Raw genomic sequence first — 13,622 nt, 5'->3', positions numbered from 1 at the left:
CCAAGCACGAATGGCTTGGTGGCTTCGCTGACATTCAGAGCGAATACTTCTGCAAATTCGCCATCATCTCCTTCAACGCCTCAATATTGTCCTTCGGATGCGCGGCCCCTTCGAAATCGCAAATCTGCTGCCAGTGCGCCGCAACATCTTCCGGCGAGAAACCCACCCGTGGATCAAACCCGGCACCGAGGCTGCGTTCCCAACGCACCTTGCCCATCCAGCCGCCGCCGACTTCAAACAACCCGGAAGTCTCCTGGCATTGTTCGCTTGCCAGATACACCACCAACGGGCTGACTAGTTCCGGCTTCAGTTGCTCGAACACTTGCGGCGGGATCAGACCTTCGGTCATGCGCGTGCCGCCAGTCGGTGCAATGGCGTTGACCAGGATGTTGTTCTTGCGTCCTTCGATGGCCAGGGTGCGGGTCAAACCGTAGAGGCCAAGTTTGGCCATGCCGTAGTTGGACTGGCCGAAGTTGCCGTAGATGCCCGAGGTCGAGGCGGTGAAGATCACTCGGCCGTAGTTTTGTTCGCGCAGGTGCGGCCAGGCGGCGCGGGTGACTTTGTAGGCGCCTTCGACGTGGACGCGGTAAACCAGATCCCAGTCGGCGTCGTCCATTTTGTGGAAGGTCTTGTCACGCAGGATCCCGGCGTTGTTGACCACGACGTCGACACGGCCGAAGACGTCGAGGGCGTTCTGTACCAGTTTGTCGCCGTCGGTGACCGAGTCGTGGTTGGCTTCGGCGATACCGCCAGCCTCGCGGATCTCTGCCACTACGCGGTCGGCAGCAGAGGCGTTGGCGCCTTCGCCCTGGGTCGAGCCACCGAGGTCGTTGACCAGCACTCTGGCGCCCTGTCTGGCGAACAGCAGTGCGTGAGCCCGGCCGAGGCCACCACCGGCGCCGGTGACGATCACGACTTTATCTTCGAAATGCACAGACTCATTCATCGCAGCAACTCCAGCAGGCCAAAGGGACAGTGATCCCGAGTGTCAGGCACGCAGCTTTTGCTCACAACGAACACGGCTGGGGGTGAATGGTGCGCGATAAGGTGGGGGGATAGTGAAGGCCATATGAGTTTTTGTGGCGAGGGAGCTTGCTCCCGTTCGGCTGCGCTGCAGTCGTAAAACGTTACTCGCGGTTTTCCTGTAAGAACCTGATCACAGAATCAAGGGCCGCTTCGCGCCCCAGCGGGAGCAAACTCCCTCGCCAAAGAAGTTCACCCGGCCAAATGTCGGAGCGGCGGAACATTTGATCGTCAGGAGCACGCCACTCGGCGTGGCGGCAGTGCGAAGCGATCACGAAACGCCAGGTAATGCTTGAGCACCTGCCCCGGCGCCTCGGTCTGCGGATAGTGGCCGATGCCCGGCAACAACACGGTGTCCGCGTCGGGAATCAACTCGCGATAACGTTCAACCATGTGCGCCCCGGAGATCGGATCGACTTCGCCATCAATCACCCGCAACGGCACTTCACCGCGCTGCATGGCGGCCACCCAGCGATCACGCTGCACGCGTCGTTCGGGAATGTAGCTGATCAGTTTGTGCATGATCCGGGGCCCGCGATTGCTGTCGATCAGGCTCCAGAAATCATCCAGTTCACTTTCACTCGGACGGGTCTGTGGGCCGAAGATCTGGCGGAAGCTTTTGACCAGCGCATCGCGGGTAAACGCACGGCCGATCATCCAGCCCAACGGGCTCAGCAACAGTTTTTGCATCAGCACCGGACGATGGGTTTCCGGGAACAGCCCGCCGTTGAGAAACACGCAACTGGCGACTTCGATCTGATCGTCGTAATGCCGGGCGAGCAATTCCTGCGCAACGCTGTCGCCATAGTCGTGGGCAAGAATGTGCACCGGAGGCTCGACCTGCAAATGGGCGAGCAACGCCTGTTGCAGATCCGCCTGCTCGAGAAGGCTGTAAGTGTGATTCAGCGGTTTGGCCGAATCACCGAAACCGAGCATGTCACAGGCGATCACCCGATAACGCTGGGCCAGTGGTTGCCACAAGTAATGCCAATCCCAACTGGCGGTCGGAAAGCCATGAATCAACAGCAGCGGCTCACCCTGCCCGGCCGTCCAGTAACGGATCGGCTGGCCACGAAAGACAAACGTCTGGCTGCGTTTACGCCAGACACACAGAGGAATCTCGGCAAGAGGCATTAGAGTTTATATCCCGGGTCTTGTTTATCGAGTTTGCGCAGCAACGCCGGCCAGGCCAGCGCGCCCCCCATGCCTTGAGCACTTTTGGTGACGCCGGCGATCATCGCCTTGGCGCCTGCCAGAATTTGCGGTCCGATGGCGATGAGTTCAGCGCCGCCGGTCTGCGCCATGACTTGAATGTCACAGGCACGCTGGAAGGTGAACATCATCAAAAAGGTATCGGCGATGGTGCCGCCACAGGTCAGCAAACCGTGGTTGTGCAACATGAGGAAATTGCTCTCGCCGAGGTCGGCTTGCAACCGCGCTTTCTCTTCGTGATTCAGCGCCACACCTTCATAAGCGTGATAAGCCAGGCTCGACAGCACGAACAGCGATTGCTGGCTGATCGGCAACACGCCTTGTTTCTGCGCCGAAACGGCAACACCGGAGGCCGTGTGCGTGTGCAGCACGCACACCACGTCATGTCGTACTTCATGCACGGCGCTGTGGATGGTGTAACCGGCGGGGTTGATCTCGTAAGGGCTGTCCATGAGTTTGTTGCCGGCCTGATCGACTTTGACCAGGCTCGACGCGGTGATCTCATGGAACATCAGGCCGAATGGATTGATCAGGAAATCTTCGGTGCCCGGCACCTTGGCGGAAATGTGCGTGAAGATCAGATCGTCCCAGCCATGCAGCGCGACCAGACGATAACAAGCGGCGAGATCGACGCGGGTCTGCCACTCGGCGGCGCTGACCTGCTCTTTGACATTAAGGGACGACTGGACGGGGGCTACGCTCACTGTATGCACCTCTGCGTTCTTATTGTTTTGCTCGTGTCAGCAGTCTAGTCAGGCCAGGCCGATCACGTAGTTGCATTGCCAGCCAGCTTGATGACTGAGCGGGTCAGCCATGCAAACACCTTGGATCCATGTCAAAGCAACGACGCCAACAAAGGTGCGGCGAACAGATTGAGCAAGCCGGTCAACACCATCACCAGCCCCGCCACGGAGCCTTCCTCGCCGCCCACTTCATGGGCGCGACTGACCCCGGCGCCGTGCGCGCCGACCCCGAACAGGGCTCCACGCGCCAAGGCACTGCGCAATGGCAACCACTTCAAGAGCACGCCGCCGAGCATCGCGCCGAACACCCCGGTGAACATCACAAACACCGCCGTCAATTCCGGTACGCCCCCCAGATCCTGCGCCAGCGGCATGGCGAACGGTGTGGTGATCGAACGCGGCACCAGGGACATCGTCACCGAGCTGTCGAGTGCCAGTGCCTTGGCCAGGCCGAACGAAGTGGCAATCGATGCCGCACTGCCGGCGACCATGCCCAGCAGCAACGCCGACCAGTGCCGCACCAACAGGCGCCGCTGCTGCCAGATCGGCACGGCGAACGCGACAGTGACCGGGCCCAGTACCAGCATCAGCCAATGGGTGTTGCTGGAGTATTCGGCGTAGGCGGTGTGCAGCGGCACGGCGAGCGCCAACAACAGTGCCGGCACCAGAATCAGCGGCGACAGCAGGTAACGCCCGGTGCGGCGATAAATCCAGCGGCTGAACAGGTAGGCCAGCAGTGTGAAGGCGAGCCAGAACATCGGCATCAGTTCAAGCTTCATGGGAACGCCTCATACGCACGGCCAATTCCACGGTGAACGCGGTCACCAGCATCACCATCAGTGTGCTGGCGGCGATCACCAGCAGAATCCGCCAGCCGTCATTGCGCAACAACGCGCCATAGTCGAGCAGGCTCATCAGCGCCGGGATGAAAAACAGCAGCATCTCGGCCATCAGCAATCCTGCGCCCAACTGCAACGCCGCCGGTTTGACCCAGCCAAAGGCAAACGCCAGCAGCAACAGCGCCATGCCGATCACCCCGCCGGGAATCGGCAGGGCCAGCCAGACGGCGAGTTGGCAGCCGAGCAGGTAGAGACCGAGCAACACGGCCAGTTCGGCGAATAGGCGGGAAAGGTGTTTGAGGTTCGCGGCTTTCATGATTTTGGCTCCTTACAGGCGCCTAGTTTACGAATCGACCTACCATCCCAGAAGCGAATTGTTAGACTCACAGCCATTCCAAAATGGAATCAGATCATGGAATTCAAACAGCTGCGCAGTTTTGTCGAAGTCATGCATCAGGGCGGCTTTACCCAAGCGGCGAAAACCTTGCACATCAGCCAGTCGGCGGTAAGCAAACAAGTCGCACAACTGGAGCAGAGCCTCGGCACGCCCCTGCTCGAACGGCTTGGCTCACAGCTGCGCCTGACCGCCGCCGGCAGCGTGGTGCTGCAAAGGGCCGAAGGTATGTTGCGATTACGCAACGAGTTGCTCAGTGAGCTGGACGATCTCAGTCATTTGGCCCGTGGCGAGTTGCGCCTCGGCCTGCCCCTGTTGGGCAGCGATGCGCTGTTTGCCGGGCTGTTTGCCGAGTATCGACGGCGCTATCCGAACATCAGCATTCAGTTGCTGGAGGGCGGCAGCCGCAACATCGAGCAAGCGGTGCTGAGTGGCGAACTCGAGCTTGGGGGCAGCTTGTTGCCGAAGGATCCGCAGTTCGACTGCCAGCCGTTTTGTGATGAGAAACTCGACGCCCTGCTGCCGGTGGATCATCCATTGGCAGATCGTGGGGAGATTGGGCTGGAGGAGTTGGCCGATACGCCGTTCCTGCTGTATCAGCGCAGTTTCGTGCTCAATGACCGCTTGCTGCAGGCTTGTCAGCAGATGGGTTTTACACCGAAGGAAGGCGGGCGTAGCGGTCAGGCAGACTTTCTCGCGGCACTGGTGGCGGCCGGGCAAGGCGTGGTGTTGTTACCCAGCGTGGTGGCGCGCGGTCTGGTGCGGCCAGGCGTGGTACGCCTGACCTTGCGAGCGCCGGATTACCTGCGCTGGGACATTGCGTTTATCTGGCGTCGGGGCGCCTATCTGTCGAAAGCGGCGCAGGCCTGGCTGGCACTGTTGCGCGAGCGCGGCATCAGCCCTTGAGTACGCTGACAAGTTCGGCCAGCCAAGGTTCTGCGTCGGTATCCGGCGTCACGCTTTCGCTGGCGTCGATGCGCAGCATTTCCTGAACCTCACGCAGGCCAAGTTCGGCGAACAGCTCACGCATTTGCTCACCGCCGCCGCAAAAGGTATCGCCGTAGCTCGCGTCGCCCAAGGCAATCACCGCGCCCGGCAAACCACGCCAGGCTGCCGGCAACTGATCACGAATGGCCGAGTACAGCGGTTGCAGGTTGTCCGGCAACTCGCCCATGCCGGTGGTCGAGGTCACTGCCAGAAAGGCTTCCGGGCCGAAAGACTGGATGTCGGCCAGATTGGCGCGCGAGTTGTAGAACGTTTCAAAGCCAGCGTCTTTCAGCAGGTTCTGGGCATGGCGGGCGACATCTTCGGCTGCGCCGTAGACCGAACCGGAGAGGATGGCGACTTTCATCAATCTGATCCTGAAACTGAAAAAAAGAGCGGCGATAGTAACAGCCCCGGGCGGTGAAGTTGCGATTGCCTCGCAATCAGCGCTGATGGCCTATAGACAGCCTTTACCGATCTTTTAGAATGCCTGCCACTGACAACGCTGAAAGGATTCAAGGATGATCAACGCCAGTCTGCTGCAAATGGTGATCAACGCGTCGAATGACGGGATCGTGGTTGCCGAGAAGGAAGGTGAACAGGACAACATTCTGATTTACGTCAACCCGGCTTTCGAACGTCTGACCGGTTACACCAGTGAGGAAATTCTTTATCAGGACTGCCGTTTTCTGCAGTCTGGAGACCGTGATCAGGAAAATCTGACGCTGATTCGCGACACGCTGCGCGATGGCGGCTCATGTCGGGAAATCCTGCGCAACTATCGCAAGGACGGCACCCCGTTCTGGAATGAGCTGTCGCTGTCGACGGTGAAAAACGCCGATGACGGGCAGACTTATTTCGTCGGCGTGCAAAAGGATGTGACGGTTCAGGTCAAGGCTCAGCAGCGGGTTGCGCAACTGGAAGCACAAGTCGCCGCCCTGCAAAACGAGCTCGCGGCATTGAAAGCGACGAACGGCGCAAACAAAACAGCGAATTAATTGTCATTAACTACAATCACCAATGACTTTGTAACTACTTCTTACGAGCCAACCATGCAACGCGACGCCCTCCTGACCCAGGATGAGCTGGATTTTATCCAGACCATGCAGCACAACCCGCAATTGAACGTGCGGGATGCGACGTCGAGTCTGCTGGTTAATGGTGGTTCGCAGATCCGTGACTTGCTCACGCGCCTGGCCGCTCACGAGCAAGTCACCATTCAGGCCAACTTCGAAAATCAGCAAATGACCTTTCCGCTGCACCTGGTGGAAGACGAGTTTCATGCGCTGCATTTGCGCCTCGGCGTACCGAGCATTTACGAAGATGGCCCGATGGTGCGCCCGTGGCGACTGACACTCGAAGAACCCGTTGCACTGGAAAACGCCAAGGGCCAACCGGGCACAATGTGGGTGCACGAGGTTTCGCATAAAGGCGTGCTGCTGGAAATGCGCAACAAGACCAAGCCGCCCAAACATTTCGCGCTGTGGTTCAGCCCTTCCGGTTATGAGCGAATTTCGCTACGCGGGAATTTCGAGCGGGAAACCGAAAGCGGTTTCTACGCTTACGAACTCAGCCAGACCGATGCGGATGAAACTGAGCGTTTGCGCCAGTTCATCCTGCAACAACATCGCTTGACGCACCCTGCCCTGCACACCTGATTTTCAGGTGTCGAGCTTGCCCGCCAGCATCTGTTTCAGACGCTGACGCATCGTTGCCCCTTCGTTGCCAATGCATCCGATCGACGTTCCCGCCAGGCTCTCCTGCGCAAGGTCGGAGGCATCCCCCGCCAGCAACAACTGACAATCCAAACTCAAGGCCAACCGGTTCAAGCGCCGCGGCAATTCCGGAGCGGGGGCGTGATTGGAAAACAGCACCAAAGCGTGCGGCTTAATCTTTTCGCACACCAGGGTCAGTTCATCGAACGGTTGTCCGCTGGTCAACACCCGCACACCCGAATCACTGCTGCTGAGAAACAGCGCCGCGACCAGCAGCTCCAGTTCCCGGCACTGGCCAGCCAGGGCGCTGACGATGATCTTGCGCGGTTGCGCGCCACGCAGTGCGATGATTCTCTGCAACGCCCGCGTGCGCAGATAACCGTCGAGAAACAGCCATTCACTGGTTTGCCCGAAAGCATCCTTACGCTGCAGCAGTTGCCGCCACAGCGGCATCAGAATGTCCTGAAACACCACGGGCAACGCGTACGAGGAAAAGATCTGACCGTAGACCCGGTCCAGTTCGGCATCGTCGAAAGCGCTCACCGCCCGCTGCACCTGAAGCTGCCATTGCTGGTAATCGGCCTGCACCAGATCATCGGGAATAAAGTGCGCCAATACTTTCAATGGCTCGGTCTTCGCCAGGATCTTGCCGACCTTGCTGACCGCCACACCCCGATCGATCCACTCGACGATATTGCGAACGCGCTCGATTTCGGTCATTGAATACAACCGATGCCCACTTTCGGTGCGTGTTGGCTGAATCAAACCATAACGTCGCTCCCACGCACGTAGCGTGACCGGGTTGACGCCAGTCAGCCGTGAGACTTCACGTATGGGAAACAAATCTTCGCGCTCGAGCGCAACAGATGCCTGCGAAGCAGGGCTTATGTCCGTCATGACAGGCACTGTGCGATCTACGTCCTTGTGGATTTTGGATCCCATTCTACTCTCGATGCCCTATTTAGGTTCAAGCGATCATATGCGACGAAAGTCACTGGTTTAATCATCAAAATCGGGAATAATCCTTGCTTGCTAAAAAACGCAGGCCCCCACCCCGGCCTGCGTCAGGCGAAGCTCCTACCCGGAGTGACGCAATCGAGATACGGAGATACACAATGTCTACTTCCCCCGTCACGCTGATGGTTGCGCGTCGCGTCGCCGATGGCCGCTATCAGGATCTGATCGCCTGGCTACGTGAAGGCGAACAACTGGCTACCGACTTTCCCGGATATCTCGGCTCCGGTGTACTCGCGCCACCGCCCGGCGATAACGAGTTTCAAATCATTTTCCGTTTTGTCGATGAGCAGACCTTGCATGCGTGGGAGCACTCGGCCTCGCGTACCGCCTGGCTGGATCGCGGTTCCGATCTGTTTGCCCATCCGAAGGAGCACCGCGTCAGTGGCATTGAAGGCTGGTTCGGCGCCAACGTCATCGGTCAGCGTCCGCCGCGCTGGAAACAGGCTGTGGCGATCTGGCTGGCGTTCTTCCCGGTGTCGCTGCTGTTCAACTTTGTCCTTGGCCCGCTGCTGGCTGAAATGAGTCTGTTGCCGCGCGTGTTGATCAGCACGGCATGCCTGACGCCGCTGATGGTTTATTTCTTTATTCCGCTGTCGACGCGATTGCTGGCTAACTGGCTGAACAGCACGCCGGTGCGGCCGCTGCCTGCGGAACCGGTCTCTCAAAACCATTAATTTGCTGTGGGAGCGAGCTTGCTCGCGAAAGCAGTGTGTCTGTCGCAATAATGTTGAATGGCACATCGCATTCGCGAGCAAGCTCGCTCCCACATAAGCACACGACACCACACCCGTTCTGCAATAGGAGAGCAACCCGTGTCGCTGTTATAGTTTTTGCTCCCACCGCGACGCGAGCCGTTCATGAGCCCAACTTCCGCCCCGATCCTCATCACCGGTGCCGGCCAGCGTGTCGGTCTGCACTGCGCGCAGCGTTTGCTCGAAGACGGCCACCGCGTCATTTTCACTTACCGCAGCGAACGTCCCGGCGTACAAACGCTGCGGGGTCTGGGCGCCATTGGGCTGTTCGCGGACTTCTCCAGCGAAGCCGGGATTCTCGCCTTCATCACCGAACTGCAAACCCACACCGACAGCCTGCGGGCAATCGTGCACAACGCCTCCGAATGGCTGGCGGAAACCCCGGACAGCGAAGCCGAAGCGTTCAGCCGGATGTTCAACCTCCACATGCTCGCGCCCTATCTGATCAACCTGCATTGCGCCGACTTGCTCAGGCAATCGACGCCCGCAGACATCATCCATATCAGTGACGATGTCACCCGCAAAGGCAGCAGCAAGCACATCGGCTATTGCGCCAGCAAAGCGGGGCTCGACAGCCTGACCCTGTCTTTTGCCGCCCGCTATGCCCCGGCGATCAAGGTCAACGGCATCGCGCCCGCCCTGTTATTGTTCAACCCCGACGACGACGCGGCGTACCGTGCCAAGGCGCTGGCCAAATCCGCGCTGGGCATCGAGCCCGGCAGCGAAGTGATCTACCAGAGCCTGCGCTATCTGCTCGACAACCCGTATGTCACCGGTACGACCCTGACCGTCAACGGCGGAAGGCACGTCAAATAACGCCGCCCGCGAGGATGTTCCATGACCCGCTCCCTGCCCGAGAATTACCGCGAAATCCTCATCGGCCTCGGTGAAAACCCCGACCGCGAAGGTTTGCTCGACACGCCGACGCGCGCGGCAAAGGCAATGCAGTACCTGTGTCACGGTTACGAACAGAGCGTCGATGAAATCGTCAATGGCGCGCTGTTTGCCTCGGACAGCGACGAGATGATCATCGTCGCCGACATCGAGTTGTACTCGTTGTGCGAACATCACCTGCTGCCCTTCATCGGCAAGGCCCATGTGGCTTATATTCCGACGGGCAAGGTGCTGGGGCTGTCGAAGATCGCGCGACTGGTGGACATGTTCGCCCGGCGCCTGCAGATTCAGGAAAACCTTACCCGGCAGATTGCCGATGCGGTGCAACAGGTCACCGATGCCGCCGGCGTCGCGGTGGTCATCGAGGCCCGGCACATGTGCATGATGATGCGCGGTGTCGAGAAACAGAATTCGACCATGAACACCTCGGTCATGCTTGGCGCCTTTCGCGAGTCGAGCAACACCCGCCAGGAGTTCCTGCAATTGATTGGACGGAGCAAGTAAATGTCACAACTTCAACCGGGAATGGCGCGCATCCGGGTCAAGGATCTGCGCTTGCGCACCTTTATCGGGATCAACGAGGACGAGATCCTCAACAAGCAGGATGTGTTGATCAACCTGACCATTCTGTATGCCGCGCAGGAAGCGGTGCGTGACAACGACATCGACCACGCGCTGAATTACCGCACCATCACCAAAGCGATCATCGCTCACGTTGAGGGCAACCGTTTCGCGCTGCTCGAAAGGCTGACTCAGGAATTGCTCGATCTGGTGATGAGCAACGGCTCGGTGCTGTACGCCGAGGTCGAAGTCGACAAGCCGCATGCGCTGCGGTTTGCCGAATCGGTGTCAATAACGCTTGCAGCGAGCCGCTAGCTTCAAGCTTCAAGCGGCAAGCTGTAAACTTCCTATCACCGCCACCCATCTTGCAGCTTGAAGCTCGTCGCTTGAAGCTGTCTCGCAGAGACTCCCATGACCGAGCAACAACGCCTCGAACTCGAAGCCGCCGCCTTCCGCCGGCTGGTCGCCCACCTGGACAGCCGCAAGGACGTGCAGAACATCGACCTGATGAACCTCGCCGGGTTCTGCCGCAACTGCCTGTCGAAGTGGTACAAGGCCGAAGCCGACGAGCGCAAGATCGAGGTCAGCCTCGACGACGCTCGCGAAGTGGTTTACGGCATGCCGTACGCCGAGTGGAAAGCCCAATATCAGCAAGAAGCCAGCGCCGATCAGCAAGCGGCGTTTGCCAAAGGAAAAACCCATGAGTGACCTGAACACCCTGCGCGCCAGCCTGAAGAGCGGCGAGCATGCCTTCGCCGACACGCTCGCGTTCATCGCCGCCGGTTACGACTATCAGCCTCAGGCATTCAATAACGGTGGCGTGGAAAACGCGGCCGGGCAGAACGAAGGTTCGTGCAAGACCCTGGGTCTGGCGTTGCTGGAAGGCCTGAGCGATGAAGAAGCGCTGCTGGCATTTGGCGAACATTACCGTTCGGTAGTGGCGACGCCTGAGGGCAGCGATCACGGTAACATTCGTGCGTTGATCAAGCACGGCCTGGCCGGCGTGAAATTCACCGGACAACCGCTGACCCGCCGCTAACTTCAGCTGCAAACCCAATTCCTGTGGGAGCGAGCCTGCTCGCGAATACGGACTGACATTCGACATTGATGTCGACTGAAACACCGCATTCGCGAGCAGGCTCGCTCCCACATTGGAACTGTGTTGAACCTGAAACTCGGGCATAAAAAAACCGGCCAATCTGGCCGGTTTTTTTATGCCTGCGATCTTAGAACGAAGCGTTCTGCAGACCGTCCAGGTAACGCTCGGTATCCAGTGCCGCCATGCAGCCGGCGCCGGCCGAGGTGATGGCCTGGCGGTAAACGTGGTCAGCCACGTCGCCGGCGGCGAAAATGCCTTCGACGCTGGTCGCGGTGGCGTTGCCGTCACGGCCGCCCTGCACCACCAGATAACCGTCTTTCAGGGTCAGCTGGCCTTCGAACAGCGAAGTGTTCGGGGTGTGGCCGATGGCGATGAACACGCCGTCGACGGTGATTTCGTCGAAGCTGCCGTCGTTGTTCTTCAGGCGCGCACCGGTCACGCCCATGTTGTCGCCCAACACTTCGTCGAGGTTGGCGTTCAACTTGAGGATGATCTTGCCTTCGGCCACACGGGCGTTGAGCTTGTCGATCAGGATCTTCTCGGCGCGGAAGGTTTCGCGACGGTGGATCAGGGTCACGGTGCTGGCGATGTTGGCCAGGTACAGCGCTTCTTCAACCGCGGTGTTGCCGCCGCCGACCACAGCCACTGGCTTGTTGCGGTAGAAGAAACCGTCGCAGGTTGCGCAAGCGGAAACGCCTTTGCCCATGAACGCTTCTTCCGACGGCAGCCCCAGGTAGCGAGCGCTGGCGCCGGTGGCGATGATCAGGGCGTCGCAGGTGTAGGTCGCGCTGTCGCCGGTCAGGGTGTACGGCTTGGCGGCGAAATCCACGGCATTGATGTGATCGAAAACGATCTCGGTTTCAAAGCGCTCGGCGTGCTCGCGCATCCGCTCCATCAGCGCAGGACCGGTCAGGCCATGGACGTCACCCGGCCAGTTGTCGACTTCGGTGGTGGTGGTCAGTTGACCACCAGCCTGCATGCCGGTGATCAGCAGCGGCTTGAGGTTGGCACGCGCGGCATACACCGCAGCGCTGTAACCGGCAGGGCCGGAACCCAGAATAATCACTCGCGAATGACGGACTTCAGACATGACCTGCTCCTGTTGACCGGGCCGAATAAACTGGCGCGGAACGCCGGACTGCCGGCGGGAATAAAAAAGGACTGTGGATAACCTTGGGGAAGGCGTGAGCTCGACAGTCCTGTAAAAAGTTGGGTGCAGCGTATCGAGGGGGGCAAGATTAAGGAAATACGGTTTAACAATCCAGCTCATAGGTCGTCTCTATGCCGACGTACTGACGAGCTGGACGTCCGACGATCTGGATCACTCATCCACACCGGCGCCTGTTTTCTGCCGACTGCTACGTTTAGCGTTGGCAGCTCTCGGCAAAAATCGGTTGCTGGAGATAACTCGAACACCACAAAAAACCACTTCTCTTAAAGGGAAAAACTTGCAGATTTTAGTACCTGAATTTCCCTGTAATTTTAATAGCCACTATATAGCCATGATGCGCAAGAAGTTGCGCAACTGCTCATAATAAAACACCCCCTGAAACCGCTACAGACCTTACAGCCAAAGGGCTGTAGCCAAGTGCGCAAGAAGTTGCGCAGTACTGCGCAACTTCTTGCGCACTTTTCGCGGTTTCTGCTTGTCCAACTAACCTGCACGGATGAGGTAATTCACTTAAATCTCTGATCCGAAATGACTATCGAATCACTGGCACGAAAGTTGATATCTCAGAACTTACACGGACAGGCAATAGTGCTTGTTTAACGTGTCACTTCGAGCAAGGAGAGCATTCCCATGGCAACACCAGCGTACATGTCGGTCACTGGCGAAAAACAAGGTCTGATCACTGCCGGCGCTTTTACCGCCGACTCGGTTGGCAACACTTTTCAAGAGGGCCACGAAGACCAGGTCATGGTTCAGGCTTTCAGCCACGACGTGATCATCCCGCGTGACCCGCAATCCGGTCAGCCAACCGGTCAGCGCGTACACAAGCCAGTTGTGATCACCAAGGTCTACGACAAGGCTTCGCCTCTGCTGCAAGCCGCTCTGACCTCGGGCGAGCGCATGAGCGAGATCGTTATCCAGTGGTTCCGTACTTCGGCTCAAGGTACCCAAGAGCACTACTACACCACCAAACTGGAAGACGCGATCATCGTCGCCATCAACAACAAAATGCACAACTGCCAAGACCCAGGCAACTCGCACTTCACCCACCTGGAAGAAGTGCAGTTCACCTACCGCAAAATCACCTGGACCCACGAAGTATCCGGTACTTCGGGTTCCGATGACTGGCGTGCTCCAGTCGTTTAATTACGGCTGATCGCTTCACACATCGGCCAGCTCTGCTGGTCGATGTGATGGATGTCTTGCAGAGTTGATGTG

General features: G+C 58.7%; 18 protein-coding genes. 10 read left to right on the top strand and 8 right to left on the bottom strand.

All coding sequences use genetic code 11. The features are described from left to right. Positions 1-34 precede the first annotated feature (34 nt). The 5 genes from ACVVH8_RS04860 to ACVVH8_RS04840 all read right to left on the bottom strand — a co-directional run bounded on the left by ACVVH8_RS04860 (position 35) and on the right by ACVVH8_RS04840 (position 4,133). Positions 35-946: an SDR family oxidoreductase gene (locus ACVVH8_RS04860; RefSeq protein ID WP_103305147.1), complete on the bottom strand. Its 912-nt coding sequence runs from the start codon at positions 944-946 to the stop codon at positions 35-37. Between the two features lie 308 nt (positions 947-1,254). Further along, entirely contained in the window at positions 1,255-2,157 is a 903-nt protein-coding gene (locus tag ACVVH8_RS04855) for an alpha/beta fold hydrolase (RefSeq protein WP_213027587.1), read from the bottom strand. Beyond that, positions 2,157-2,939 (bottom strand): class II aldolase/adducin family protein, encoded by a 783-nt coding sequence (locus ACVVH8_RS04850; protein ID WP_475228785.1) that lies wholly within the window; start codon positions 2,937-2,939, stop codon positions 2,157-2,159. The genes ACVVH8_RS04855 and ACVVH8_RS04850 overlap by 1 nt, the downstream gene beginning before the upstream one ends. Before the next feature lie 131 nt (positions 2,940-3,070). Then, positions 3,071-3,757 carry an LrgB family protein gene (locus ACVVH8_RS04845; protein WP_103305144.1) on the bottom strand — a complete coding sequence of 229 codons (687 nt, stop codon included), beginning with the start codon at positions 3,755-3,757 and terminating at the stop codon, positions 3,071-3,073. Continuing rightward, positions 3,747-4,133 (bottom strand): CidA/LrgA family protein, encoded by a 387-nt coding sequence (locus tag ACVVH8_RS04840; RefSeq protein ID WP_315446872.1) that lies wholly within the window; start codon positions 4,131-4,133, stop codon positions 3,747-3,749. Before ACVVH8_RS04840 ends, ACVVH8_RS04845 begins: the two co-directional genes overlap by 11 nt. A 96-nt stretch (positions 4,134-4,229) precedes the next feature. Here ACVVH8_RS04840 and ACVVH8_RS04835 point away from each other — a divergent pair, with 96 nt between their 5' ends. Next, entirely contained in the window at positions 4,230-5,117 is an 888-nt protein-coding gene (locus ACVVH8_RS04835) for a LysR family transcriptional regulator (protein WP_213027586.1), read from the top strand. Here the strand turns inward: ACVVH8_RS04835 and ACVVH8_RS04830 are convergent. Continuing rightward, the gene (locus ACVVH8_RS04830; protein ID WP_103305141.1) at positions 5,107-5,562 is read right to left on the bottom strand and encodes a flavodoxin; all 456 of its coding nucleotides are present in this window, start codon (positions 5,560-5,562) and stop codon (positions 5,107-5,109) included. The two genes, ACVVH8_RS04835 and ACVVH8_RS04830, sit on opposite strands and share 11 nt — an antisense overlap. Positions 5,563-5,716: 154 nt before the next feature. Between ACVVH8_RS04830 and ACVVH8_RS04825 the strand changes: the two genes are divergently transcribed. Beyond that, the gene (locus ACVVH8_RS04825; RefSeq protein WP_315446871.1) at positions 5,717-6,193 is read left to right on the top strand and encodes a PAS domain-containing protein; all 477 of its coding nucleotides are present in this window, start codon (positions 5,717-5,719) and stop codon (positions 6,191-6,193) included. Between the two features lie 54 nt (positions 6,194-6,247). Beyond that, positions 6,248-6,853 (top strand): hypothetical protein, encoded by a 606-nt coding sequence (locus ACVVH8_RS04820; protein ID WP_103305139.1) that lies wholly within the window; start codon positions 6,248-6,250, stop codon positions 6,851-6,853. Between the two features lie 3 nt (positions 6,854-6,856). Here ACVVH8_RS04820 and ACVVH8_RS04815 read toward each other — a convergent pair whose 3' ends face one another. After that, on the bottom strand, positions 6,857-7,816 hold the full coding sequence (locus ACVVH8_RS04815) for a MerR family transcriptional regulator (protein WP_475231130.1): 960 nt from the start codon (positions 7,814-7,816) through the stop codon (positions 6,857-6,859). 209 nt (positions 7,817-8,025) lie between these two features. On the opposite strand from ACVVH8_RS04815, the gene ACVVH8_RS04810 reads away from it, so the two are divergent. From ACVVH8_RS04810 to ACVVH8_RS04785, 6 genes are all read left to right on the top strand, one after another. After that, on the top strand, positions 8,026-8,601 hold the full coding sequence (locus tag ACVVH8_RS04810; protein ID WP_103305137.1) for an antibiotic biosynthesis monooxygenase: 576 nt from the start codon (positions 8,026-8,028) through the stop codon (positions 8,599-8,601). A gap of 183 nt (positions 8,602-8,784) precedes the next feature. Further along, a complete protein-coding gene (gene folM, locus ACVVH8_RS04805; RefSeq protein ID WP_103305136.1) occupies positions 8,785-9,495 on the top strand; it encodes a dihydromonapterin reductase in 711 nt (236 codons plus the stop codon). Positions 9,496-9,516: 21 nt separating this feature from the next. Next, on the top strand, positions 9,517-10,077 hold the full coding sequence (folE, locus tag ACVVH8_RS04800; protein WP_103305135.1) for a GTP cyclohydrolase I FolE: 561 nt from the start codon (positions 9,517-9,519) through the stop codon (positions 10,075-10,077). Beyond that, positions 10,078-10,449, top strand: a complete 372-nt coding sequence (gene folX / locus ACVVH8_RS04795) for a dihydroneopterin triphosphate 2'-epimerase (protein ID WP_103305134.1) — start codon at positions 10,078-10,080, stop codon at positions 10,447-10,449. It begins immediately after the preceding gene. A gap of 96 nt (positions 10,450-10,545) precedes the next feature. Then, complete coding sequence (locus ACVVH8_RS04790; protein ID WP_401301264.1) at positions 10,546-10,842, top strand: DUF1244 domain-containing protein; 297 nt, start codon at positions 10,546-10,548, stop codon at positions 10,840-10,842. Continuing rightward, the gene (locus tag ACVVH8_RS04785) at positions 10,835-11,173 is read left to right on the top strand and encodes a HopJ type III effector protein (protein ID WP_401301267.1); all 339 of its coding nucleotides are present in this window, start codon (positions 10,835-10,837) and stop codon (positions 11,171-11,173) included. The genes ACVVH8_RS04790 and ACVVH8_RS04785 overlap by 8 nt, the downstream gene beginning before the upstream one ends. Before the next feature lie 187 nt (positions 11,174-11,360). Here the strand turns inward: ACVVH8_RS04785 and trxB are convergent, their stop codons facing one another. Further along, positions 11,361-12,323: a thioredoxin-disulfide reductase gene (trxB, locus tag ACVVH8_RS04780; protein ID WP_103305131.1), complete on the bottom strand. Its 963-nt coding sequence runs from the start codon at positions 12,321-12,323 to the stop codon at positions 11,361-11,363. Positions 12,324-13,034: 711 nt separating this feature from the next. Between trxB and ACVVH8_RS04775 the strand changes: the two genes are divergently transcribed. Then, complete coding sequence (locus ACVVH8_RS04775; RefSeq protein WP_213027578.1) at positions 13,035-13,550, top strand: Hcp family type VI secretion system effector; 516 nt, start codon at positions 13,035-13,037, stop codon at positions 13,548-13,550. Positions 13,551-13,622: the final 72 nt, after the last annotated feature.

Source organism: Pseudomonas trutticola BRTCR10 (assembly GCF_056155105.1).
The sequence above is the reverse complement of the archived record's forward strand: the minus strand, read 5'-3'. Positions and strand labels throughout refer to the sequence as shown.

Excerpts from the sequence above, each read along its gene's own strand:
- ACVVH8_RS04860 (WP_103305147.1), bottom strand. The coding sequence starts at position 946 with ATGAATGAGTCTGTGCATTTCGAAGATAAAGTCGTGATCGTCACCGGC.
- ACVVH8_RS04855 (WP_213027587.1), bottom strand. The coding sequence starts at position 2,157 with ATGCCTCTTGCCGAGATTCCTCTGTGTGTCTGGCGTAAACGCAGCCAG.
- ACVVH8_RS04845 (WP_103305144.1), bottom strand. The coding sequence starts at position 3,757 with ATGAAGCTTGAACTGATGCCGATGTTCTGGCTCGCCTTCACACTGCTG.
- ACVVH8_RS04840 (WP_315446872.1), bottom strand. The coding sequence starts at position 4,133 with ATGAAAGCCGCGAACCTCAAACACCTTTCCCGCCTATTCGCCGAACTG.
- ACVVH8_RS04835 (WP_213027586.1), top strand. The coding sequence starts at position 4,230 with ATGGAATTCAAACAGCTGCGCAGTTTTGTCGAAGTCATGCATCAGGGC.
- ACVVH8_RS04830 (WP_103305141.1), bottom strand. The coding sequence starts at position 5,562 with ATGAAAGTCGCCATCCTCTCCGGTTCGGTCTACGGCGCAGCCGAAGAT.
- ACVVH8_RS04825 (WP_315446871.1), top strand. The coding sequence starts at position 5,717 with ATGATCAACGCCAGTCTGCTGCAAATGGTGATCAACGCGTCGAATGAC.
- ACVVH8_RS04820 (WP_103305139.1), top strand. The coding sequence starts at position 6,248 with ATGCAACGCGACGCCCTCCTGACCCAGGATGAGCTGGATTTTATCCAG.
- ACVVH8_RS04810 (WP_103305137.1), top strand. The coding sequence starts at position 8,026 with ATGTCTACTTCCCCCGTCACGCTGATGGTTGCGCGTCGCGTCGCCGAT.
- folM (WP_103305136.1), top strand. The coding sequence starts at position 8,785 with ATGAGCCCAACTTCCGCCCCGATCCTCATCACCGGTGCCGGCCAGCGT.
- folE (WP_103305135.1), top strand. The coding sequence starts at position 9,517 with ATGACCCGCTCCCTGCCCGAGAATTACCGCGAAATCCTCATCGGCCTC.
- folX (WP_103305134.1), top strand. The coding sequence starts at position 10,078 with ATGTCACAACTTCAACCGGGAATGGCGCGCATCCGGGTCAAGGATCTG.
- ACVVH8_RS04790 (WP_401301264.1), top strand. The coding sequence starts at position 10,546 with ATGACCGAGCAACAACGCCTCGAACTCGAAGCCGCCGCCTTCCGCCGG.
- ACVVH8_RS04785 (WP_401301267.1), top strand. The coding sequence starts at position 10,835 with ATGAGTGACCTGAACACCCTGCGCGCCAGCCTGAAGAGCGGCGAGCAT.
- trxB (WP_103305131.1), bottom strand. The coding sequence starts at position 12,323 with ATGTCTGAAGTCCGTCATTCGCGAGTGATTATTCTGGGTTCCGGCCCT.
- ACVVH8_RS04775 (WP_213027578.1), top strand. The coding sequence starts at position 13,035 with ATGGCAACACCAGCGTACATGTCGGTCACTGGCGAAAAACAAGGTCTG.